This window comes from Maridesulfovibrio pacificus (SeqCode) (assembly GCF_048612815.1).
Lineage (GTDB): Bacteria > Desulfobacterota > Desulfovibrionia > Desulfovibrionales > Desulfovibrionaceae > Maridesulfovibrio > Maridesulfovibrio pacificus.
This window is the reverse complement of sequence record NZ_JBLZNE010000003.1, coordinates 128,419-150,868: the sequence shown is the minus strand read 5'-3', so window position 1 is coordinate 150,868 and position 22,450 is coordinate 128,419. Positions and strand designations below refer to the sequence as shown.

Below are 22,450 nucleotides of genomic sequence, written 5' to 3'. Positions count from 1 at the left end.
ACATTTATGCGGATTCCGGTTGTCCGGAATCCGCATAATACAAGGCCCCCAGCCGGACCGGAATAAGAATGAACATACTCTATTACGATTGTTTTTCAGGCATCAGCGGAGACATGAACCTCGCCGCCATGATTGATCTCGGCGTTTCTCCTGATTTCCTAAAAACCGAACTTGCCAAACTCAGTCTGGAAGATGAGTTCAGCCTCAAAATTTCACAGGATTCGCGCAAGGGCATTTTCGGTACCCGTGTAGATGTTGAGCTGGCTCACCAGCATGAACATCATCATGATCATGGACACCACCATCACGGACATGGACATCATCATGACCACACCCACGATCACCACCATCACCACGAACACCGAAACCTGAAAGACATCGAAGAGCTTATTAATTCCAGCAATCTCAGCGATAAAGTCAAAGCGACCAGCCTTGCAATTTTCAAACGGGTAGCAGAAGCCGAGGCCAAGATTCACGGCAGCACCGTCTACGAGGTTCATTTCCACGAGGTGGGTGCCACTGATTCCATCGTAGATATTGTCGGCGCGGCAATCTGTTTCCATGAACTGAAAATTGACCAAGTCTGGTGTTCTTCCATTGAACTGGGTGGTGGATTCGTCAACTGCGCCCACGGTAAAATGCCCGTACCCGCCCCGGCTACATCTGAAATCCTTGCCGGATTACCCACAACTCAAGGTGCTGTTCAGCAGGAAACCACAACTCCCACTGGAGCGGCGATCCTCGCTGAACTGGTTGATTATTTTTCAGATTCGCCGCGCATGGCTGTTCAGAAAACAGCATACGGCATCGGGCATCGGGACAATGAAATTCCCAACGTGCTCCGCGTGCAGCTAGCCAAGACCGAGCAGCCGTCCAAAAGCGAGCCAGCCACATCCCTGCCCACGGTCCCGGCGCGGCTGCTGCAATGCAACATCGACGACATGACCGGAGAAATGCTCGGCGCGGCCCTAGATCAGCTCATGGAAGACGGAGCAATGGATGTACATTTCACCTCCATAGTCATGAAAAAAAACCGTCCGGCAACCACCCTTTCGCTGCTCTGTTCCGCAGAAGATGAGGACAAGTTCAAACGTCTCATCTTCAAGCACACAAGCACGCTGGGCATCAAAAGTATTGTCCTTGAAAAAACAGTGCTCGACATTTCCTTCGACAAGCTCGAAACCCCGCTCGGAACAGTAACCATGAAGAAGGCCATTTTAGATGGTGAGGTGATTCGCTCCAAGCCGGAACTTGAAGATTGTCGCGCTTTAGCCAAGAAGCACGGCATCCCTCTAAGTGAGGTTTACTTACTGATCGGAAAAGTAAGAGAGATTTGATGGACAGACTTGCCTTGAAATATGAAAAACTGCTTGAAGCTCTCGCTGAAACTGGCGGAGCGGTTATCGCTTTTTCCGGTGGAGTGGACAGTACTTTACTGCTCTATGCTGCAAAAGAAGCTCTTGGAGATAAAGCCATAGCCGCTTCCATCGCCACTCCCTACGTTCCGCAATGGGAGCAAGGCGAGGCAAAGGAATTCGCGAAACAGTTGGGTGTAAAGCATGTTGTCTTAACCATGGACTTTCCTGAAGAACTGCGCATGAATCCCCCGGAGCACTGCTACACCTGCAAGAAGATTCTGTTCAGCAAGCTGCTGGAAATAGCGCAGGAGAATGGCATAGAGCACGTCCTTGAAGGAACCAATATCGATGATCTCAGTGACTACCGTCCCGGCATAAAGGCCCTGCGAGAACTTGAAATCCGCAGCCCTTTTGTGGAAACGGAGCTGACCAAGCAGGAGATCCGCGATCTTTCCCGTAGATTCAAACTGCCCACATGGGACAAACCTTCTTTCGCCTGCCTGCTCTCACGCATGCCTATTGATGTGGAAGTAACAGACCAAGCATTGCAACAGGTGGAACAGGCCGAAGTCTTTCTCATGAAAATAGGTTTCCCTGCCGTGCGGGTACGCCATCACGGTGAAGTTGCCCGTATCGAAATCCCGGCGGATAAATTGATGGATTTCATGAACGCCAATGAAATCCACAGCATCAATAACAAACTAAAAGAATTCGGCTACCGCCATGTAGCGCTCGATCTGGGCGGCTACAAAATGGGCAGCTTAAATAAGAAATAGAATTTTACCCTGCTAAGGATTCCAAAGGGGCTTAGCTCCTTTGGCCGCCGGAGGCGAAATCTTTCAACAAAAGCGCGAAGCGCATCATAACTATGACCAACGATAATCTTAAAAATATATTGAATGCTGTAAAAGAAGGCAGCATGGACGTGGATCAGGGCATGGATAAGCTGCGCGACCTGCCTTATCAGGACATTGGACACACCAAGATCGACCATCACCGCAGCTTGCGCAACGGCTTTCCTGAAGTAATCTACGGAGCGGGCAAAACTCCGCAACAGGTCGGCGATATTTTTGAACATATGTGCGGACGTAACAACGTGCTGGCAACACGAGTTGCCCCGGAAACGGCCGAACATGTAACTACTCGCTTCCCGCAAGTGGAATACAATGAGACAGCCAACACTCTGACCTGCAAAAGCAAAGAAATTGTGTACAACAGCGGCACAGTAGGAATTATCACCGCCGGAACATCCGATCTTGATGTTGCAGAAGAAGCACTGGTAACCTGCGACATGCTCGGCAGCCGTGCGACCATAATCTCCGACATCGGGGTAGCCGGAATTCATCGCATGCTTGATCGCATTGATGAAATCCGTAAATTCTCGGTGCTAATTGTAATTGCGGGAATGGAAGGCGCTCTTTCCAGCGTAATCGGCGGACTTGTCGAACAGCCCATTATCGCAGTGCCGACCTCAGTAGGCTACGGAGCCAATTTCTCAGGCTTGTCCGCCCTGCTGGGCATGCTGACTTCCTGCGCCAGCGGGGTGACCGTAGTTAATATTGATAACGGATTCGGTGCGGCCTGCGCAGCCTGTAAGATTAATAAGGCTATTGATCGGTAAGAATAGATAGAATTTGCTCAATCCCCTCACCAGTAACAGAACTGGTGCGAATGATTTGCTTTGCTCCGGCCTGCTTTAAGAAACGTTCGGCCAGCTCGGGATCGGCATTGGGGGCGTCAACTTTGGACACAAGGCCGATGACCTTGCGGTTGAACATGGAAGTAAAAAGAGGCGGGAAAAGACTGGTCCGGCGGGTGGCATCCTGAACAATTGCCAAGACTTTGCAGTCAGCGGAAGAAGTGATCAGAGCATGGTAGAACCAGCTGTTTTCGAGGAATTCACCGGGGGTATTGATGAACGGACCGAAGTGTTCAACGGCCATGGCCCGGCGCGGGGAATAGGATTCGCCTGACAGGGCTTTGATAAGCGAGCTTTTGCCGGAGCGGGTCTCGCCCACGAACATGGTCTTCTTCATAGCCTACCGCCCGCTTAAGAGCGGGTGAGTTCTACAGAAGAGTAATGCAGGGTGCCCTCAAAATAATCGAGTACGGCGCGAAGCGAAGCTTCCACGCTGGCAACATCTCCCAGAAGCAGCAGCGAACCGCCGAAACGGTCCAGAAAACCGATCTCAACGGAAGCGGCCTTGGTAGCGACATCCGATGCGATGATCACGCCCTCGCTGGGAGTGATGGTCATGATGCCGATAGCCCCGGCAGCGTTATCATCCAGACCTAACTTGAGATAAATATCGCGGTGCGGGCTGGCAATAAGATGGGCAAGGGTAACCTGCTTACCGGGAACGTATTCCTGAATAATGCGCTGTTTGTTTTCATTGTCCATCATAATCAAACTCCTTTTAAAAAAACCGGCACGTGCTGAAGTGGAAAGGCACGTGCCGGCAGGATGACATGTGCTCCAGTGTTAATACAACACTAGATCAACTGTGCTTTAATCTCTTCGCTGGGGGAAGGAATAACTACGTGGCTATGAACCGGACCGGAGTCGGCAACGCCTTCGATTCCGGCTTCAACAGAAGCTTTAACGGAACCGACATCACCGGTCATAGTTACGAAAGCTTTACCTGCGAGACCGGCAGCCATACGGATTTCGATAAGGCTGACATCTGCGGACTTTGCAGCTGCATCTGCTGCAAGAATACAGGAAGCGATGGTGTAGGTTTCAATTACGCCCAGAGCATTGATACGAGGCACGATGGAAGTACCGCTCAATGCGGGGATAACATCCGCGTGAATGCTGGGGATTGTGAAGTGGTCGACAACCATGTCGGCGCCGATTTCACAACCGACTTCAACGGAGCTTTTAACAGCACCGGTGTCACCACAAACAACAACAATATATCTGCCCGGACAGGTCGGGCGGGCCATGACCAGCTCGACAGATGCTGCTTTAAGCATTTCATCTGCGGTGTGTATGCCGAGGGCAACGCTGTTCAGTTCTACACAACCGATAGTACGTAAATCCATTTTATATCTCCTTTTGGAAGGGGATGCGCAAAGCGCTTTCACAGGGTACCCTGCTAATTATTTCTTGATAACCACTACGCCGTTTTCAACGCTCTCGACTGTTCCGTCGATGCTGGCGTGAACCCTTGCACCCATTGCGCCTTCGGGAATTTCACCGATCAGGTCGCCACAGCTTACCTTATCTCCTGCGGAAACAACACACTGCGCAGGAGCACCGATGTGCTGACCAAGGCGGATGTTGACCACGGAGGGAGTGTACTCACCAGCGTATTCAGGGTGACCGTCATACTTGGAAAGGTTCAGGCGCTGAATCAGACGCTTGGTCGGGATTGCCCTGCTTGCGCGGAACGGGTTGGTTTTAAGCTCATTCCCCTTGGATTCCCAAGTCACGCGTTCCTTCATGAGGATCTGCTTGATCTGGGCGTTTACCTCACGAGGAGAAATCATCATGGGGCAGGAGAATTTTTCACAGATGCCGCATTCGGAGCAAAGCAGTGCTTCTTTAGCGGCTTCGGTATTCAGCTCATTGTTGGCGATTACACGCATCAGTTTGTGGGGATGCAGGGAATGACCGAGCAGGTTACGCGGGCAGAGGTCGGTGCAGCGGGAACACTGACAGCAGACAGTGTTGGTGATGCGGCGGATCTTTTCGGGATCCATAACCTTGCCTGCAACCACGTTGTGATTCGGAGGCAGAACCAGAAGTCCGCTGGTGGTCTTGGTTACCGGCTGATTGGTGTCGGGGAGAACCCGGCCCATCATGGGACCGCCGTCTACAACTTTGTAGTCGGAAATGGTCGGTCCGCCCGCGAATTCGAGCACGTCGGAAACAAGGGTTCCCACGGGAACTTTAACAACCATGGGGTTCTTGATTTCCCCGGCAACGGTCAGGTAGCGGTGAGTTACAGGCTTACCGTCCATTGCCAGTGCAACGTTAAACAGGGACTCGGTGTTACTTACAACAGCACCCACCTGAAGGGGGATACCGCGTTCAGGGACAGTACGACCCAGAACTTCGTAAACCAGCACCTGCTCATCACCGGCAGGATAAAAATCTTTAAGTACGAAACATTCGAGGCGACCGGAACCGTCACGGGCAACAGCTTCCTGAACAGCTTTAACTGCCTTGGCGTGTTTACCCTTAAGACAGATAATACCTTTCTTGGCACCGGTGCAGTCCATAATCGCTTCAAGGCCGCGGATCATGGTATCTACTTCAGCTTCCATGAGGTAGGGGTCGCTCATAAGCAGCGGTTCACAGGAAGCACCGTTCACCAGAACGGTATCTACGTTTGCCTCGGCCTTAACGTGAGTCGGGAGGCCAGCACCACCGGCACCGACAACACCTGTTTCACGAATAATATCAACTATATTTGCAGCCATTTGATAATTCCTTCCGATTTACCTCCGGCAGGTCAGCCCCTAACGGCTGACCTGCCGGATTTGTTCAAAATAGCTATCTTACCAAGCCTTCAGCAGAAGCTCTTTCACATCATCGCGTGAAGGGTTTCTGGGGTTGCTAGCAGTGCAGATATCATCAAGCACATTGCGGGCAATGGTATTCAGGCTGGTTTTAAAAACACTTTCATCAATCTTCAATGCGCCGACATTGTTGGGAATGCCCATGGATTCGTTAAGTTCCATGACCGCATCGATAAGGGAACGGGTTCCTTCTTCGACAGTTTCTGCGGGCAGTTCCAGCATGGTAGCAATTTCGTGGTAGCGGATACCCACATCAAAGCTGTTAAACTTAATTGCATGGGGCAGAACTACTGCGTTTGCCAGTCCGTGAGGCACATGAAAAATACCGCCAAGAGAGTGGGCGATGGAATGGGTGATGCCCAGTCCGCTGTTGTTGAAAGCCATACCTGCCATGCAGGAGCCGAGAAGCATGTTCTCGCGTGCTTCCATATCATCACCGTTTATGTAGGCCCGCTTGAGATACTTGAATACGTAACTGATGGCGTATCTTGCATAGATAGAAGTAAAAGCGTTGGCCTCACGGGAAGTGTATGCCTCAATGGCGTGGGTCAGCACGTCCATGCCTGTTGCAGCAGTTACATGCGGCGGCAGGGAACGGGTGAAACGGGCATCAAGGATAGCCATATCCGGGATAAGCATTTCATCGTTAAGAGGAATCTTGACCTCATTAACCTTGTCGGTGACCACAGCATAGCTGGTAACTTCAGCCCCGGTACCACTGGTGGTGGGAATAGCGACCAGTGTCGGTTTGACCTTTCCTTCAAGAGCCTTCCCAGCGAAAAAGGAGATAGCCTTGGCCGCATCAATGGGGGAACCACCGCCGAGAGCGATGATCAGGTCGGCTTGGTTTTTAAGGAAAATCTGTGCTCCCTTGGTTACTGTCTCAAGGGAAGGATCGGGTTCAACCTCATCGAAGATGATGAAGGGAATCCCTTTACGGTCAAGATGGGTACGGACGCGGTCAACAAAACCGGTCTTTACCATGAATGAATCGGTAACAATAAAAGCCCGCGTTGCCGGGATAGTCTCCAGGTTGTCCAGAGCATCTTCGCCATAGCAGATCTTTGTTTTGCCGTAGAACTGTGTCACCCTTTTCTCCAATAAATCAAAATGTCAGGGTTAAAATCTATTCAGCTTGAAATTTATATAGGGGCGCAGGTGTGAGGGGTGAGGGGTGCCTGCGCCCCTTAATGTCCTTACTTTACAGCGCATTTGGGAAGAATAACTTCCACTTCGCTGTGAGGACGGGGTATCACGTGTACACTGCGCAGTTCACCTACGCGTTCAGCAGCTGCTGCACCAGCATCAACTGCAGCTTTAACAGCACCAACGTCGCCGCGAACCAATACGGTTACGAGACCGCCGCCGACCTGTTCACGGCCAACGAGAGTTACGTTTGCTGCTTTAACCATAGCATCGGCTGCTTCAACAGCACCAACGAGGCCTCTGGTTTCTACCATTCCGAGAGCGTTGAGAGATGACATAATTTTCTCCTCCTAAAATACTAAACTTTTAAATATTTCCTTTAACGGCATCAGCAAGCTTGAAGCTCATTTCCTTGAGCTGTGCAAGATCGGTGATTCCGTATTCTTCCTTCAGCAGCACCGCAATGCCCATAACCAGTTCTTCACAACCGTTACAAACTTCTTTGGTGCAGTCAGGGTTACCGCATCCGGCGCTACCGGATTCGGCAACAGCAGCTGCGGCGTCTTCCACACGGACAATTTTGATCTTTCTCTTGCGGAGCTCATCTTTGGCACCGGGAGTTAAGAGAATGTTGTTGTCTACGTAGAATGTGTCACTGTCCGGGCAAATAAATGAATCAAGGTTGCCCGCTTCGATAAGTTTCTTTTTCATCTTTACCTCGTTCCCCTTACTAAGGCCTTTACGACCGAGGCGTCGGGTCCGGGGATGACGACCGCCTCAACAAGATTGCTGCCCAAAGCGGCGGATGCAGCATCTGCGGCTTCCTGAACCGCAGCCACATCGCCGCTCATAACGAAATATGATTTACCGTTAATGCCCTGCCCCGCGACAAAACGGGCCAGCTCGATGCCGGAACGCTTGACCGCCACATCCGCTGCCATCACGCCGGTGGAAACATTGCGGCATTCGATGACTCCGATAGACTGAACATCAGCAATGGCGACGGGGCTTTTCAGCACTGCAGCCACTTCCGGTGAAAGGCTGGAAAGAACAAAGCTGGCCTTGATCTTACCATCGTCAGCATCCGCAGCATCAACACTGGCAGAGACAGCAGAGCGTTCACCGGAAACAAAAATCAGGTATCTGCCGGAGCAAATAGTAGAAGCACGGACAAGTTCCACGTCCGCAGCTTTCATCATTGCATCTGCTATGCGCACTCCGGCAGCGATGCTGAAAACTTCAACTATACCCAGCGTATCCATGACAATTAGACCTGAGCCTGCACTTCATCGATGATAGCCACGATGGATGCATCAACCGGAGCTTCATGGTTACGCAGAGCCATGCGAGCAGAACTTCCGGTAGTTACCAGAACCTGCTCACCGATGCCCGCTCCAACGCAGTCAACTGCGACGAAAACTTCATCACTGCCCTTATCTTCGATATCGAGCCGCTGAACAACCATCAGCTTCTCCCCGCTCAATTCATCCTTTTTGCGGGTGGCCCAAACATTGCCGACAACTTTACAGATGATCATAAAACAATCCTTAGAGGGTCTTGCTGATGTTGATGTTCAGTTCCTTGGCTGCTTCTTCGGCAAGGGGGGTGACCATTGCCGCAGGCAGTACCACTAATTCTTTAGCACCCTGCGCCGCCGCACCACTGACCACCTTTTCGGTGATCAGTGATTCCCTGACTTTCAGGGACTCGGGCGCCTTGGGTTGAAATCTTTTCATGCCGAAGCCCTGAAGGGTCTTCTCATGCTGCTGGTAAAGAGCATACAGAGGACCGGGAGCGGTCTGGCTGTATTCTTCATAACCGAAGGAAAGCACTTCCACGGTATGGCCGAGCAGCATCTGACGAAGAACCTCAGTCATAATCTTGCCGTGAGCCTTGCCCACTGCCAGATCAGACATTTCGCAAACGCAAAGGGAAGGCACAATGTATCGGCTGAATTCCGCACAGGGAGCTTCTTCGCCGAAGAAGTAGTATTCGTATTCATCACCGAAGCTGTTGCGTACTTTCTCAGTCACAAGGCAGTCACGCTCAGCCAGAACCAGAGCACAGGCCTTCTTGGATTCAGGCTTGAGCTGTTTCAGCACTTCTGTTGCGATGGATTGAACTAATTCATTGATGTCGATGCTCATTTTATATGCCTCCGGCGGCCCTTCGGGGACCAATGAAACTTTTTGGAAAAAGTTTCTCTGGACTCTTCAAAAACTTTTAATAAGGCTTCGCCTCTTCGTTAGTTACGACCTGCTAATTAGCAGTTCAGGGCGATGCCCAGCGGGGTTACGAGGAACGGGTTGGCCGGTTTGTAGACCGGTATACCCACTTCTTTCTCCACCACTTTTTCCATATCCTTGAGACAGCAGGTACCGCCGACAAGGTATATGGCTGAAATATCGCGATCCTTAATGTGAGCTTTAACGATGGTGCCCATTTTCTGGATCACCGGACGAACGACAGGCAGGATCTCATCCTGACGTTCCTTGACCTTCTTCAGGTCTTCAGCTTCTTCAAAGCTGACCTTAAAACTGCCGGACAGAACCAGAGTCACATGGGTTCCTCCGGTTGGTTCGTCAGCTACGTAAACCACTTCACCATCTTCAAGCACGGAGAGTCCGGTGGTACCGCCGCCGATGTCGACGATGACGCCGTTCTCAAGTCCGAGCACCGCGTTGGCTGCGGTCGGCTCGTCCAGAATGGCAGTCACTTCCAGTCCGGCACCTTCAACCACGTACTGATGGGTAGTGCAATCTTTCTTACCTGTTCCTGGAGGAACCGCGATGGCAGCGCGCTCCAGCTTGCGGCCCAATCTTTCTTCAAGTTCGCCCACCAGCTTGCGGGTGATACGGGTAGCGCCCATGTAATCAACAACCAGACCGTCCTTGATGACCCGGGCGAATTCCATGGCACAGGCCACAGGTTCCTTCTTGCTGTTCAGGACCACCACCACGATGTACGCAGTACCGAGGTCCACACCCACCAGAAGTTCCTCGTCAGGGCTGACAGGAACGGTGTTCTCAATGCAGCTCTCAAGGTCGCTGATCTGCTGGTCAATTGCTGAAAAATCCATGTGCTGATTCTCTTGTGGCGAAGCCTTAACAAAAGGTTTTGGGATTCTTAAACCCTTTTGCAAAAGGGTTTAAGGCCCCCGGCAGGGCCGCCGGAGGCATATCTTTATCTTACAATCTTACCGGTCACAGACTTGTTCCAGCCTGCGCTGTTGCCTTCATCGGGGTCGATGTGCATAGCCAGCTTGAACTGGGGGTTAACGCGGCAGACCACGTCTTCGAGAATAACCGGACGATCACTTTCGAGACGTACGCTTACGCGGTCGTTATCTTTCACGCCGAACTTGTCTCCGTCTTCAGGAGACATGTGAATATGACGTGCTGCAACGATAACGCCTTCTTCGAGACCGACAATTCCGGTCTGGGAAGCGAGGATGATACCGGGTGTTCCGGCAACATCACCGGACTGGCGAACCGGAGCTTTGATACCGAGGGTACGCGCTTCGGTGTTGGAAATTTCTACCTGTGAAGCGGAACGTGCAGGTCCGAGTACAGCAACGTTGTCCATGACACCTTTGGGTCCGATAAGACGTACGCGCTCTTCACAGAGGAACTGACCGGGCTGTGAAAGTTCACGAACCGGGGTCAGAGGTTTACCGAAAAGCTCAAGGGCGTCCTGCTCGCTGAGGTGAACGTGGCGGGCGGAAAGTTCTACGGGAATGGGTTCGCATACTCCGGTAGAGACGGAAACACGCGGAGCTTCGGTCTTCAACTGCTCGATTACGCCTTTGATGACCCCTTCCATGATATTATTAATGGCTTGTTCGTTCATGCTCATTTCTATGTGAAAAATATTTAGCGTTCTGATCAGGTATCGCGCTAAGCGCGGTACGGCCCTTTTTATTACGGCCGGGGAAGGTGATTCTATGCGGGCAGAACCTCCCTCCCCGGCCCTGATGCCACAGATAAATCTGTAGCATTCAAGCTTAATTAACCTTCAGCTTTAGGAAGGATGATTTCAACTTCGCCGTGGGGGCGGGGGATAACGTGTACGCTGATGAGTTCACCAACGTTCTGTGCAGCAGCTGCGCCAGCGTCGGTTGCTGCTTTAACAGCACCAACATCGCCACGAACCATAACGGTTACGAGACCGCCGCCAACCTGAGTCTTACCGACCAGAGTTACGTTTGCTGCTTTTACCATTGCGTCAGCTGCTTCTACTGCGCCAACGAGACCTTTGGTTTCAATCATACCCAGTGCGTTCAATGAGGACATTTTAGTTCTCCTTTAAATTGATTTATCGGCCCCTTAAGGAGCCACCCTCTATTCCCTTATGCGGGAATCGCTTTTTATTTAGAGCGGGAAGTTTTTACTTCCGGCTATACCATCTGCTTAAGCTGCTCGACGATCATGGCTGTGATTGCCTGAACATCGATGGAATCGGTACCGGATGCCTGAGCCGCAGGAGCGGATTCGCAGCAGGTGTTGCCGAGATCGTAAGCAAGTCTTCTCACGTTCATGAGGTTGAGCGGAGTTACGTTATCGGAAGTGGAGCTTCCGCCTACAGTACCGCAACCAAGGGTAAAGGAGGGGAAGAGAGAGGTAGAGAGGCCTACAGCACCGTGAGTGGACGGGGTGTTAACCAGCATTCTGGAAACAGGCTTCTTCATACCGAATTCACGGATAACTTCTTCATTCTTGGAGTGGATGGACAGGGAGTGACCGATACCGCCGTTTTCCAGCAGTGCGTGACACATCTCGCAAGCACCTTTCCAATCTTCAACAACGTAGAAACCGAGCAGCGCGGTAAGTTTTTCCTTGGAGAAAGGATACTTTGCGCCAACACCTTTTTCGTCAGAAACGAGCAGGCGGGTTCCGGCAGGCACGGAGATTCCGGCCAGCTTTGCAATGTAGCAGGCGTCGCGGCCTACGATTGCGGGGTTCATGGAACCGTTGCCGCGTTCCATAACTGCTTTAACCTTGGTCAGGTCTTCGCCGTACAGGAAGTAACCGCCCTGAGCGATAACTTCAGCTTTAACCTGCTCAGCAATGCAGGACTCAGTGATGATGGACTGCTCAGATGCGCAGACAGTGCCGTTATCAAAAGTCTTACTTGCAAAAATCTTGGTAACCGCATCTTTGATGTCTGCGGATCTTTCAATGTAGGAAGGTACGTTACCAGCACCTACACCGAGAGCGGGGGTACCGGAGCTGTACGCTGCCTTGACCATGCCCGGACCACCGGTCGCGAGAATGAGGTCGGCAACTTTCATGAGCTCGCCACTACCCTGAATGGTAGGAATGCTCATTACGCTGACCAGATCTTCACATACGCCGCAGTCGTGGAGTACGGAACGAATCATTTCAACGGTTTTACCGATGCATTTCTTTGCGCTGGGGTGCGGGGTGAAAACAATCGCGTTCCCGGACTTCAGGGAGATCATGGACTTGTAGATAGTCGTAGACGTGGGGTTGGTGGAGGGAATGATCCCTGCGATAACACCCATGGGTACGGCGATCTCAACAACCTTCTTTTCCTTGTCGTCGCAAAGCACACCGATAGTTTTCATATCCTTGATTGCTTCGAAAAGGTTTTTACTTGCAAGAATGTTCTTGGTTTTCTTGTCTTGAACCTTACCGAAACCGGTCTCTTCAACAGCAAGCGCTGCAAGGGATTCAGCCTGTGCGTAAGCTGCTTCGGAAATAGCCTTTACAATCGCGTCAACCTTTTCCTGACCCATTTCCGCCAGCTCTGCCTGAGCTTTCTTAGCGGCACGAACCAGTGAACGGGCTTCTTGAATGGACAATAAATCCTTGTCTACCATTGGATTACTCCTCTATCTGCCTGGTAACATTTATAATCGCGTCAATAAGGGTTTTCTTGGTGGCTTTCTTGACCTCTTCATTGGTCAGAGAAATACCTTCCAAGCTTCTGGCAATCTGCCGAACCTTACTGATTTTCATTTTCCTGAGTTCCGCGGGCTTGTACTGAGAGGCTGCTTCCTTTGCCTTGGAGACTTTGGGAGCAACTTCTTCAGTCTTCGGTGCGGACTCCTGCACTGCCGGAGCTTCAGCTTCCTCTTTCAGAACCTCGGGTTCCGCTTTCGGAACTTCCTCAGCTTCGACTTTTTCTTCCACGGGAGCAGGCTGGACCTGCTCGTCCGCAGAAGCGGGAGATTGTGCTACTTCCCGTGAAATTTCTTTTGCTGCCGCAACCGGAGCGCTGGTTGCGATAATCTTGCTGATTTCGTCATAGGGACGGGCGATCACATGATGTGAGACCAGCTCTGAGCCTTCGATGCGGCTGATAGCGGCAGTGCCTGCTTCAACAGAAGCCTGTACAGCAGAGACTTCACCGGTGACGCTGATGGTCACCAGCCCGCCGCCGGAAATATTTTTTTCCAGCAGGGTCACCGCAGCGGCTTTGAGCATGGCGTCAGCGCCTTCAATGGCAGCCAGCAGCCCTTTTGTTTCAATGAATCCAAGTGCATCCATAAACCTGTTCTCCCTTGTCATTGATTTGGACTAGTGTCTGACCACTGAGACCGGAAAATTGTATTTGCTGATAGCCTGCTCAATGCGTTCAAGATCGGCATTGCTCAGTTTAGGGTCACCTTCCACCGGGTATTCCCAACCGAGCTGAGTGTATTTATTTACACCCATCTTGTGATAGGGAAGCAGGTCCACACCTTTGAAATTTTTGAGATCCTTATAAGGCTTAAGCAGCTCAACCAGCTGAAGGATTTCTTCTTCGCCGTCGTTAACACCCTTGAGCATGGGCATCCTGATCTTAACGTTGTATCTGTTATCAAGAAGCCAGATCAGGTTCTGGAGGATCATCTCATTACGCACACCGGTAATTTCACGGTGGCGTTCGGAATTCATGTGTTTGACGTCAAAGAGAAAGAGATCCACGAAAGGTGCAACCTTCTCAATTACTTCAGGACGGGCATAGCCGCAGGTTTCAATGGCGGTATTGATACCGCGCTGCTTACAGGTCTGGAGAAGGCTTGCCGCAGCAACAGGCTGGGACAGGACTTCACCGCCGCCGAGAGTTACGCCGCCGCCGGAAGTTTCATAAAACGGGCGGTCTTCTTCGATGATCTCGACCAGTTCGGAAATGGTCTTTGTTTCGCCGACGATTGCCAATGCTGATTGCAAACAGGCGTGCTCACATTTGCGGCAGCCGATACACTCGGCATCACGGTCGATGAAATGTTTTCCTGCGGGGGCAATCTTATGCACGCCCGCGGGACAGACGGAGACACAGGCTCCGCAATTTATACACTGATCCTTTTTGAAAAGGACCTGATATTTTTTATACTGTCCCTCGGGATTCGAGCACCATTCACAGCGCAGGGGGCAACCCTGAAAGAATACGAGAGTTCTCACTCCCGGACCGTCGTGCATATTGTATTTCTGTACGTTGAATATCTGTGCTTTTCTTTCAATCACGGTACTTTTCTCTTGCTGCGTTGTTACTTCGAATCCCGAGGGACTTTAATTCAATCAGTAATGGATCTTAGATCTCATTCATCATGGTACGGCTGATGATCTCATCCTGTACGTCTTTGCAGAGCTCTACGAAGAATGCAGAGTAACCTGCTACGCGTACAACGAGGTCACGATACTTCTCGGGGTGCTTCTGAGCATCGAGAAGAGTTGCGTTATCAAGGTAGTTGAACTGCATTTCACCGTTACCCAGAGCACTTGCTGTACGCAGCAGGGTAATGATGGAGTTTTCACCTTCGGGGGTGTCGAGCAGTCCGGACATGATCTTGAAGTTGTGAACCATGCCGATGTTCATCAGATCGTTAGCCATCTTGGAAACGGACTTGATAACCGCAGTGGGTCCTTTGTAGTCCGCACCCTGAGTCGGGCTGATACCGTCGGAAAGAGGCATCCATGCGTCACGACCGTTAGCGGAAGCGCCGAGGAGCTGACCGAACGGGGTGTTGTTGGAGATGGACAAGGTACCGTGGCTGAGTACGGAGTACAGGGTCTTGTACTTGCGGTGCTCAGTTTCGGTGAAGTGAACGAGATCTGCGCAGATCATGTCTACGTAGTCATCGTCGTTGCCGTACTTGGGTGCTGCGAGGCAGTCAGCCTTGATCTGGTCGTAACCCTTGAATTCAGCAAGGAGAGCTTCGTTCATCTGAGCGAGGGTGTACTTCTTGTCATCGTAAACCAGCTTTTTAATGGCGGCCATGGAGTCGGCGTAAGTGGCGAGACCGGACCAGACAACGCCGGGACCGAAGTTGTACATGGCGCCGCCGGAGGCTACGTCAAGACCGGACTCCATGGTGCCTTCGTACATAAGGGACATGAGGGGTTTAGGAGCATGATCCCTATGAACGCGCTGGGAAATAACGGTTGCAACGCTGGTCCATTTGGTAATGTACTTGATCATTTCCTTAACGGCAGCTTCGAATTTCTCGTAGGTGTCGTAATTTTCCAGAGGACCAAAGTCCGGGCAAACCTGTTTGCCGTACCAGAGGGGCACACCGTGGTTCATGACCAGCTCGATGCAGATAGGCCACTGAGTGTAAGCAGTAGAAGTCCACTGGTAGAGACGACCTGATTTCTGGGGTTCAACACAACCCATCAGGCAGTAGTCGCGGGCATCTTCCATGGAAACACCTTTAGCGAGCATCATCTTGATGTGAGCATCGTCAAAGTGAACTGCGGGGAAGCCCATACCGGAGCGGATAACTTCAACAATCTTCTTCAGGTACGCATGAGGAGACTTGTTGTGAACACGGGTAGCAAGAGAAGGCTGATAAATCTTAACGTGACGTACTGCGTCCATGAGCAGGTAGGTCAGATCGTTGGTTGCATCGTAACCTTCACGGGTAACACCACCGACGCACATGTTTACGAAAGGCTGGTAACCGGCGAAGAACTTGGAGGCATCTTCACTGGTGATCCACATCATTTCGGACATTTTGATGAGCATGCAACCGGCGAGGTCGAAAGCTTCATACTCGGTCATGCGGCCTGCTTCGAGGTCAGCCTTGAAGAAGGGGTACATGTACTGGTCAACACGGCCGATGGACATACCGGTCTGGTTTTCTTCAACAACCAGCAGGGACTCAACAGTCCATACTGCCTGAACGGCTTCCCAGAAGGTTTCGGGCTTGTGTGCAGGTACGCGAGCGTTAACTTCAGAAATCTTGAGCAGTTCAGCCTTACGCTTGGGATCGCTTTCCTGAGCGGCTTTCTGTGCTGCGTATTCGGACAAACGCTTGGCGTAGATCATTACACCTTCAGCAGTGTCGATTACAGACTTGTAGAAGTAAATTTTATCGATATCGTCGGGGTTCTCGTAATCGAGTTCCTCGAGGTGTGCTTCAGCTTCGGCTTTGATGTCGAGCATACCTTTTTTCATCAGGATGACATCGTAACCGGGGTTGGAGTCACCACCACCGTTTACAGCGTGGTAGGAGCAATCGGAAACATAGGATTCACCGGAGAGTTCCCAGAGACCAGCTTCGCGATACTGAGCTTCGCAGTATTCATCGATGGACTTGTCTGCCCAGAAGGGGAAGAGCTCTTCCTTCATGTATTTCTTGTCTTCTTCAGAAATGTAGAAGGGGTCCTGAGGACGGGAGCCGATGCTTTCGAGCTCGTCTTTCATCCAGCGCCATGCGATTTCAGGAGAGAAGGAACCGCGACGAGGTGCACCGGTGGGGTTACCTACGATCAGTTCGTGGTCCTGAATTACCAGCGGAGCCTGCTCGCAGCTGGCACGGAAGCTTTTACCGCGCAGGATTGCCGGAGGAAGACCGGGGTTAGCCTTAGCCATTTCAGTCATCACGCGAGCGGACTCAACGCTGACAGAAGGAACCTGCTTGAGGAAGTTCTCTTTCAGTTTAACGTGACGTTCGGTAGGACCGTTGGGAATACCCTTGGTCTCAGTGCAGGAGACTGCGGCTGCAGGCTGTTCTGCTTTCTCTTTGAATACCTCGGCGGAAACGCCTTCGAAAATTTTCTTCAGCGAGGCCCGTTCGGTATCGGTAAGGTTTTTGGTAGCTTCAGCAAGCTTGTTGGAAAAACTTTGAAGATCCACTGTATTTCCTCCGTTTAATGGATTTGATTCTTAGCGATCCGCAGGATCATCTATGGCTTCAATGGCCTTTTGCAGAATCTGTTGAATGACCTGCACCATATTGGAATCGTTATCTTTAACTTTATATTGATCACCTGTCTGACCAGACTGTCCCAGCACCTCTTCAGCACGCCTTACTCCGCAACCGACCTTCCTGATGTAGATAAGGTTCATGGGAGAAACGTTGTCGGAAGTGATTCCGAATCCGGCAGAAGAACTGCCCAGAGTCATTGAGGGAAACAAATTGGTAGTCGCACCCATGCCGCCGAAAGCTGCCGGAGTGTTGACCAGAAGTCGGCCAACTGGCTTCTTCAGAGCGAACTGGAGAATCACATCCTCATCTGCGGAGTGAATAACCAGAGTGTGGGCGTTCCTTTCATGGAGCAGCAACTCGATGCACTTTTCACAGGCGTGCATCCAATCGTCCTCCACATAAAGGGCCAGTACAGGGGAAAGAAATTCTCTGTAGTAGGGGTCGGTGTCGGAAACAAATTTACGTTCCGCCACGAGAACGGTGGTATTTTCGGGAATGCTGAACCCGGCTCTCCGGGCAAGCACTTGTGCGGACTGTCCAGCCATACCTTTCCTGCGCTGTCCGTCGGGCGCGATGAACAGTTCGGCCAAAGCTTCGGCTTCACTCGCGGACATGAAGTATGCTCCGCAGGAATTAAGGGACTGGCGCACATTTTCGGCAACACAGGAATCGACAACGATGGATTGCTCCGCTGAGGGAGCAATCCCGTTATCAAAAGTCTTGCTGGCAATGATATCTTTAACAGCCTGCCCAATGTCGGCAGTACGTTCGATAAATGCCGGACCGTTGCCGGTTCCCCCGTAAATGACCGGTTTGCCTGTTTTCTGGGCATACTGAATCATCCCGGGAACTCCGGTGACCATGACCAGCGAGATGTTCCTGTGACTCATAAGTTCACAAGTTCCGCTCTTGGTGACTGTTTCCAGATAGGAAAGACAGCCTTCAGGAAGACCGCAGGATTCTCCGGCCTTGATCATAATATCCAGAACCCGGCCGATACTTTTAACAGCACCGGGATGGGGGGAAAAAATAACACCGTTTCCAGATTTGATTGCAATCAGGGTATTGTAAACCGTGGTTGAAACCGGACCAGTAACTGGACAGAGAGCAGCGATAACTCCGACGGGAACACCAATGTCGGTAATCTTTTTATGGGCATCCTCTTTGATAACGCCCACACAGCGCATACCGCGCAATTCCTTACGGACCTGATTACAGACGAAGCGGTTCTTGACCAGCTTGTCCTGCCATTTGCCGCCGTCAGTCTCTTCATGAGACATGATCGCCAGCTCTTCGGCATGCTCCTCAACCGCATTCGCAATATGCTCGACGATTTCATCAAGCTTTTCCTGCGAAAAGGTTGCCAGCTTTTTCTGTGCCTCGTGAGCATTCTCAGCCAGAATTCTGGCCTGCTGGATGGAGAGCAAATCGTTATCAACAATCATCGCTTACCCCTTTACCTGTGACTGAAACGTTTCTTAATACCCTGCATTAACCGATGCTTCGCTTAGGGAAGCAGGTTGTCAATTGCGTAGATCTTGGTGATCTGTTCCAGATCGCGATGGGGTGTGGGGATAACCAGAGAAGCGTAAACTTCAGCTTCCATATTTTCCACAGCTTTCACGCCAGCTTCAACAGCTGCCTGACATGCTGCAACATCACCCTGAACCAGTACAGAAATGTATCCGGAAGCAACGTTCTCGTAGCCGATGAGTTCAACATCTGCTGCTTTCATCATAGCGTCTGCCGCTTCAAGGATGTAAACAATGCCGAATGTTTCAATCAGACCCATTGCCCGCGGACGGGGGCCGGAGTAATCGGTGTCCGTGGTCTCCACACCATGAACTGACACGATATCGCCGACGCCGCGAATGGGGCGGGGCATAACGTTCTGAGCAGTGAGCTTGCCGATTTCCGCTGCAGTTGCGGCACCCGCTTCCACGGAAGCCTTTACTGCGGCAACATCACCCCTGACCATTACGGCCACAAGGGTAGACCCGATGTTTTCATAACCAACGAGTTTGACATCTGCTGTTTTGAGCATCTGGTCCGCGCCGCCGATGGACGGAACCATTCCGAGAGTTTCGATAAGCCCGAGGGCCTCTTCGCCTTGGTATCTCATGTGATCTCCATTGAGCTGGTATTAAAGTTCATAACCATGACTTATGACTTTTGACGGATGCTTATCTTAAGAATCCACCTTTTCCACATCCTGATCACAGACTAGCCCCTGACCTAAGGGGGAAGGTCAACAGAGATTTCACAAATTTAGCAACTTTTCTTGTAATAGGCTGGAATATATGAATTTAAACAGGTGACATTTTCGTCACGACAAAAATTACATGATTCTGAAAATCAACGACTTTATTTTCGCAATACCATAATCTGATTTTAATTCTCACCAATAGACAAACAGACTGAACCTGAATTCAGCCTTGCAGCCAAAACACGACAAAAAGTGTCTACTTACACAACAAAAGAATCTATTGTTTGGCTGAACGGCAGATACAATTTGTCACAAGGATGTAACACTCAAAACTTGCATTCCCCAGGTAACGAATTATATTGGTAGATAATATGGGATAATTATTTTCTTTTTTTCCAATTAAAAGAATAACTCCCTGAATTAACAAACTTTCATTCCCCTTTACCAATCTCTTTATCTGCACTATCAGGCTCATTTTAAGTCTAATCAAAAAAACCTCGTTGACCTTCCCCTTAAGGGAAAGGATATAAATTTAAGAACTAGGACCTTCCCGCAAGGGGAAGGATGTTTTTCCCTGCTATGTGGAAGCGAATTCATAGACCAGTGACGAAAATGCAGGGATCGAGGGTGTGAATTTCAGATTAACTTTTAATGATTAAGGAGACGACCATGGGGGAAGCATCTGTTGCAATCAACCCGGCAGCCGTCGCGGCAAAGCACAAGCTGGCTACCAGCTTTAAAAGAAAAGGCATCGTTATCGCCCTTCTTTCCGGCCTGCTGTACGGTTTTTACACTGCATTCATGACTCTGGGTATGTCCAAAGGTATTTGGGTAGACTGGTATGGCGAAAATTCCGGACTGTCCGCATTTACCGTAATGTATCTTTTAAGCGCAATCGGCGCAGCAACCACTGACACATGCAGTGCTCTCTGGGCTATGAGCTTTGCCGGTATCCGCGGTCGCTTCGCTGACTTTGTCCGCTGCATCAAAACCAAACCCGGCATGGTAATGGTAGCTGCAGCAATCATCGGTGGTCCTCTCGCAAGTACCGCTTACGTTGTAGGCCTGCAGCTTGCAGGTTCTCTGGTTGTTCCCATCGCAGCACTCTGCCCCGCAGTAGGGGCAATTCTCGGCCGCTTCCTCTTTAAACAGGAACTCAACGCTCGCATGCTGTTCGGTATTGCCATCTGCTTTGGCGCCAGCTTCATGATCGGCTCCACCAGCCTCGACGGCGCAGGCGGCCCCAACATGATGCTCGGCCTCTTCTTCGGCTTCCTCGCTGCTGTATGCTGGGGTATCGAAGGTTGTGTATGCGGTTATGGTACTTCCATGATCGACCCCGAAATCGGCATCACTATCCGTCAGGTTACCGCTGGTTTCTCCAACCTCTTCATTCTTGTTCCCCTGTTCGGTTTCATCGCACACGTCGATGCATTCGGCATGGTTGCACAGTCCTTCACCGACAGCGAAGCCATGATCTGGTTCGTACTGGCCGGTCTCTCCGCATACCTTACCTTCATGTACTGGTACAAAGGTAACGCAATGTGCGGTGCTGCTCTCGGTATGTCCTGCAACGGAACCTTCTCCTTCTGGGGTCCCTTCTGCTGCTGGATCGTTCTCGGCGTTGCTATGGGCATGGAAGGCTGGGATATGCCTCCCGTTGCATGGGCAGCTGCAGTAATCATGGTTATCGGTATCTTCATTATCTCCATGAACCCCATGGATCTGTTCAAGAGCAACGAGGAGAAAGCATAATGTATCCCCTTAACTACGCTATCCTGAAACACTTCACCAAAGTTGAAGAAGCCTGCGCAGACTGCGTTATGGAAGCCCTCTCTAGCGAGTACAGCACCTTCAAGGCTTTCAAAAAAGACGCAATCATCAACGCCCTGATGACTGCGGAAGCAAACGGACTCCTCGAAGAGTCCCGCTTCGACCTCGACTCCAATCAGGAGCTGCGCGTATACTACCGCGCCCACGAGGAAGGAGCCGCAACAATCAATCAATACATTAAGTAATACCTCACTGAAGCAAGGGGAGCGGTCTCGAAAGAGGCGCTCCCCGCTTTCATATGGTGAGGTCTAGACGTAAAGGTTGAGGGGTTGAAAAAAAATTCGAAATACCGGACCATAAGAACTGGAGGAGATACCAGTGAAATACAAGGAACGCTATTTCATAGGGGACATGAGCAAGATCTGTAACATCTCCAAAAAAGCTCTTCGTTATTACGATCAGATCAACCTTATCCCCTCTCAGCGACACGATTACAACAACTACAGGTATTACACCCGGGAGTCCCTGTTATCAGTCCCGGTTATCAAGTATTACAAACAGATGGGTTTCACTCTTGAAGAGATGAAGGAATTTATCGAGGGTAGTGCACAACACGTATTTAAATCCATCCAGCACTCGTTCCGCGCCAAGATCAGGGAACTTGAGGACGAGCAGGAAAAAATCCGCCGCAGGCATGTGTCAGTAAAAGACTGGTACGAACTGGTTCGCGAAGCGGAAATGGTCATAGACAACAACATCAACGAAGTTTCGATCAAGTACATTGAGAGCAGCTCCCTGCTCTTTCAAGACCAGAAATTTGAAAACGACCTGCAATGGTCAATTATCAACCTTGAATTCACTCAGCATGTGGAAGATGTGAATAACGAGATAACCGGTCCGGTCATAATAAACTTCTCATCACGCAAGGACCGCATCGAAGAAGTGGATCAAGAGATTAAAATGCTGCAGAAGACAGTTATCCCCTGCAGCGAAGAAAACACTTATGAGTTCGGCGGAGACATGATGCTCTCCTGCTACCATCTCGGTGCCCACGAGGACATCCACAAAACTTACATGAAGATGGAACGCTGGGCCGCCAACACCGGTTACATACTGGGGAAAGATTCCTTTGAACGATATGTCACCGACTACTGGACCACCAGTAACAGCAAAAAATTCGTAACCGAAGTTCTGATAAGATGCTCGCGGCATGGAGATCAGGACAATTAACCCAGCAACCCGACTTGCCTCTAATTTCAGCCCGCTTCCTGCTCGAAGCGG

Annotated in this window: 25 protein-coding genes; 6 read left to right on the top strand and 19 right to left on the bottom strand. The window is 50.8% G+C overall.

Features of this window, described 5'->3' with window-relative positions; genetic code table 11:
- The first annotated feature begins 68 nt into the window (after positions 1 to 68).
- The 3 genes from larC to larB all read left to right on the top strand — a co-directional run bounded on the left by larC (position 69) and on the right by larB (position 2,979).
- The gene (gene larC / locus ACNI23_RS19990) at positions 69 to 1,337 is read left to right on the top strand and encodes a nickel pincer cofactor biosynthesis protein LarC (RefSeq protein ID WP_420250973.1); all 1,269 of its coding nucleotides are present in this window, start codon (positions 69 to 71) and stop codon (positions 1,335 to 1,337) included.
- A complete protein-coding gene (gene larE, locus ACNI23_RS19985; RefSeq protein WP_420250972.1) occupies positions 1,337 to 2,134 on the top strand; it encodes an ATP-dependent sacrificial sulfur transferase LarE in 798 nt (265 codons plus the stop codon). The genes larC and larE overlap by 1 nt, the downstream gene beginning before the upstream one ends.
- A 92-nt stretch (positions 2,135 to 2,226) precedes the next feature.
- A complete protein-coding gene (larB, locus tag ACNI23_RS19980) occupies positions 2,227 to 2,979 on the top strand; it encodes a nickel pincer cofactor biosynthesis protein LarB (protein ID WP_420250971.1) in 753 nt (250 codons plus the stop codon).
- Here larB and ACNI23_RS19975 read toward each other — a convergent pair.
- The 19 genes from ACNI23_RS19975 to ACNI23_RS20710 all read right to left on the bottom strand — a co-directional run bounded on the left by ACNI23_RS19975 (position 2,966) and on the right by ACNI23_RS20710 (position 19,312).
- Positions 2,966 to 3,394, bottom strand: coding sequence for a EutP/PduV family microcompartment system protein (locus ACNI23_RS19975; protein ID WP_420250970.1), 429 nt, complete (start codon positions 3,392 to 3,394; stop codon positions 2,966 to 2,968). The two genes, larB and ACNI23_RS19975, sit on opposite strands and share 14 nt — an antisense overlap.
- A gap of 14 nt (positions 3,395 to 3,408) precedes the next feature.
- Complete coding sequence (locus ACNI23_RS19970; protein ID WP_420250969.1) at positions 3,409 to 3,762, bottom strand: BMC domain-containing protein; 354 nt, start codon at positions 3,760 to 3,762, stop codon at positions 3,409 to 3,411.
- An 89-nt stretch (positions 3,763 to 3,851) separates the two neighbouring features.
- Positions 3,852 to 4,403: a BMC domain-containing protein gene (locus ACNI23_RS19965; RefSeq protein ID WP_420250968.1), complete on the bottom strand. Its 552-nt coding sequence runs from the start codon at positions 4,401 to 4,403 to the stop codon at positions 3,852 to 3,854.
- 57 nt (positions 4,404 to 4,460) lie between these two features.
- Positions 4,461 to 5,786: a 4Fe-4S dicluster domain-containing protein gene (locus ACNI23_RS19960; protein WP_420250967.1), complete on the bottom strand. Its 1,326-nt coding sequence runs from the start codon at positions 5,784 to 5,786 to the stop codon at positions 4,461 to 4,463.
- A 78-nt stretch (positions 5,787 to 5,864) separates the two neighbouring features.
- Positions 5,865 to 6,974, bottom strand: coding sequence for a 1-propanol dehydrogenase PduQ (locus ACNI23_RS19955; protein ID WP_420250966.1), 1,110 nt, complete (start codon positions 6,972 to 6,974; stop codon positions 5,865 to 5,867).
- A 107-nt stretch (positions 6,975 to 7,081) separates the two neighbouring features.
- On the bottom strand, positions 7,082 to 7,369 hold the full coding sequence (locus ACNI23_RS19950) for a BMC domain-containing protein (protein ID WP_320173289.1): 288 nt from the start codon (positions 7,367 to 7,369) through the stop codon (positions 7,082 to 7,084).
- A gap of 28 nt (positions 7,370 to 7,397) precedes the next feature.
- The gene (locus tag ACNI23_RS19945) at positions 7,398 to 7,742 is read right to left on the bottom strand and encodes a hypothetical protein (protein WP_015850364.1); all 345 of its coding nucleotides are present in this window, start codon (positions 7,740 to 7,742) and stop codon (positions 7,398 to 7,400) included.
- A gap of 2 nt (positions 7,743 to 7,744) precedes the next feature.
- On the bottom strand, positions 7,745 to 8,293 hold the full coding sequence (locus ACNI23_RS19940; RefSeq protein ID WP_420250965.1) for a BMC domain-containing protein: 549 nt from the start codon (positions 8,291 to 8,293) through the stop codon (positions 7,745 to 7,747).
- Between the two features lie 5 nt (positions 8,294 to 8,298).
- Positions 8,299 to 8,568, bottom strand: a complete 270-nt coding sequence (locus ACNI23_RS19935; protein ID WP_420250964.1) for a EutN/CcmL family microcompartment protein — start codon at positions 8,566 to 8,568, stop codon at positions 8,299 to 8,301.
- A 10-nt stretch (positions 8,569 to 8,578) separates the two neighbouring features.
- The gene (locus ACNI23_RS19930; protein ID WP_420250963.1) at positions 8,579 to 9,178 is read right to left on the bottom strand and encodes a hypothetical protein; all 600 of its coding nucleotides are present in this window, start codon (positions 9,176 to 9,178) and stop codon (positions 8,579 to 8,581) included.
- Between the two features lie 116 nt (positions 9,179 to 9,294).
- A complete protein-coding gene (gene eutJ / locus ACNI23_RS19925) occupies positions 9,295 to 10,110 on the bottom strand; it encodes an ethanolamine utilization protein EutJ (RefSeq protein WP_420250962.1) in 816 nt (271 codons plus the stop codon).
- A gap of 104 nt (positions 10,111 to 10,214) precedes the next feature.
- Positions 10,215 to 10,880, bottom strand: coding sequence for a phosphate propanoyltransferase (locus tag ACNI23_RS19920; RefSeq protein ID WP_420250961.1), 666 nt, complete (start codon positions 10,878 to 10,880; stop codon positions 10,215 to 10,217).
- A 158-nt stretch (positions 10,881 to 11,038) separates the two neighbouring features.
- Positions 11,039 to 11,323: an ethanolamine utilization microcompartment protein EutM gene (gene eutM, locus ACNI23_RS19915; protein WP_015850358.1), complete on the bottom strand. Its 285-nt coding sequence runs from the start codon at positions 11,321 to 11,323 to the stop codon at positions 11,039 to 11,041.
- Between the two features lie 104 nt (positions 11,324 to 11,427).
- Entirely contained in the window at positions 11,428 to 12,873 is a 1,446-nt protein-coding gene (locus ACNI23_RS19910; protein WP_420250960.1) for an acetaldehyde dehydrogenase (acetylating), read from the bottom strand.
- A 4-nt stretch (positions 12,874 to 12,877) separates the two neighbouring features.
- On the bottom strand, positions 12,878 to 13,543 hold the full coding sequence (locus ACNI23_RS19905; RefSeq protein WP_420250959.1) for a BMC domain-containing protein: 666 nt from the start codon (positions 13,541 to 13,543) through the stop codon (positions 12,878 to 12,880).
- A 30-nt stretch (positions 13,544 to 13,573) separates the two neighbouring features.
- A complete protein-coding gene (gene cutD, locus ACNI23_RS19900) occupies positions 13,574 to 14,503 on the bottom strand; it encodes a choline TMA-lyase-activating enzyme (protein ID WP_420250958.1) in 930 nt (309 codons plus the stop codon).
- A 67-nt stretch (positions 14,504 to 14,570) separates the two neighbouring features.
- The gene (cutC, locus tag ACNI23_RS19895) at positions 14,571 to 17,117 is read right to left on the bottom strand and encodes a choline trimethylamine-lyase (RefSeq protein ID WP_420250957.1); all 2,547 of its coding nucleotides are present in this window, start codon (positions 17,115 to 17,117) and stop codon (positions 14,571 to 14,573) included.
- Between the two features lie 30 nt (positions 17,118 to 17,147).
- Positions 17,148 to 18,635, bottom strand: a complete 1,488-nt coding sequence (locus tag ACNI23_RS19890) for an aldehyde dehydrogenase family protein (protein WP_420250956.1) — start codon at positions 18,633 to 18,635, stop codon at positions 17,148 to 17,150.
- A gap of 62 nt (positions 18,636 to 18,697) precedes the next feature.
- Positions 18,698 to 19,312: a BMC-T shell protein gene (locus tag ACNI23_RS20710; RefSeq protein WP_490722704.1), complete on the bottom strand. Its 615-nt coding sequence runs from the start codon at positions 19,310 to 19,312 to the stop codon at positions 18,698 to 18,700.
- Between the two features lie 753 nt (positions 19,313 to 20,065).
- On the opposite strand from ACNI23_RS20710, the gene ACNI23_RS19875 reads away from it, so the two are divergent.
- The 3 genes from ACNI23_RS19875 to ACNI23_RS19865 all read left to right on the top strand — a co-directional run bounded on the left by ACNI23_RS19875 (position 20,066) and on the right by ACNI23_RS19865 (position 22,399).
- Positions 20,066 to 21,151: a hypothetical protein gene (locus tag ACNI23_RS19875; RefSeq protein ID WP_420250955.1), complete on the top strand. Its 1,086-nt coding sequence runs from the start codon at positions 20,066 to 20,068 to the stop codon at positions 21,149 to 21,151.
- Entirely contained in the window at positions 21,151 to 21,414 is a 264-nt protein-coding gene (locus ACNI23_RS19870) for a hypothetical protein (RefSeq protein ID WP_420250954.1), read from the top strand. Before ACNI23_RS19875 ends, ACNI23_RS19870 begins: the two co-directional genes overlap by 1 nt.
- Positions 21,415 to 21,547: 133 nt before the next feature.
- Entirely contained in the window at positions 21,548 to 22,399 is an 852-nt protein-coding gene (locus ACNI23_RS19865; RefSeq protein ID WP_420250953.1) for a choline utilization transcriptional activator, read from the top strand.
- Positions 22,400 to 22,450: the final 51 nt, after the last annotated feature.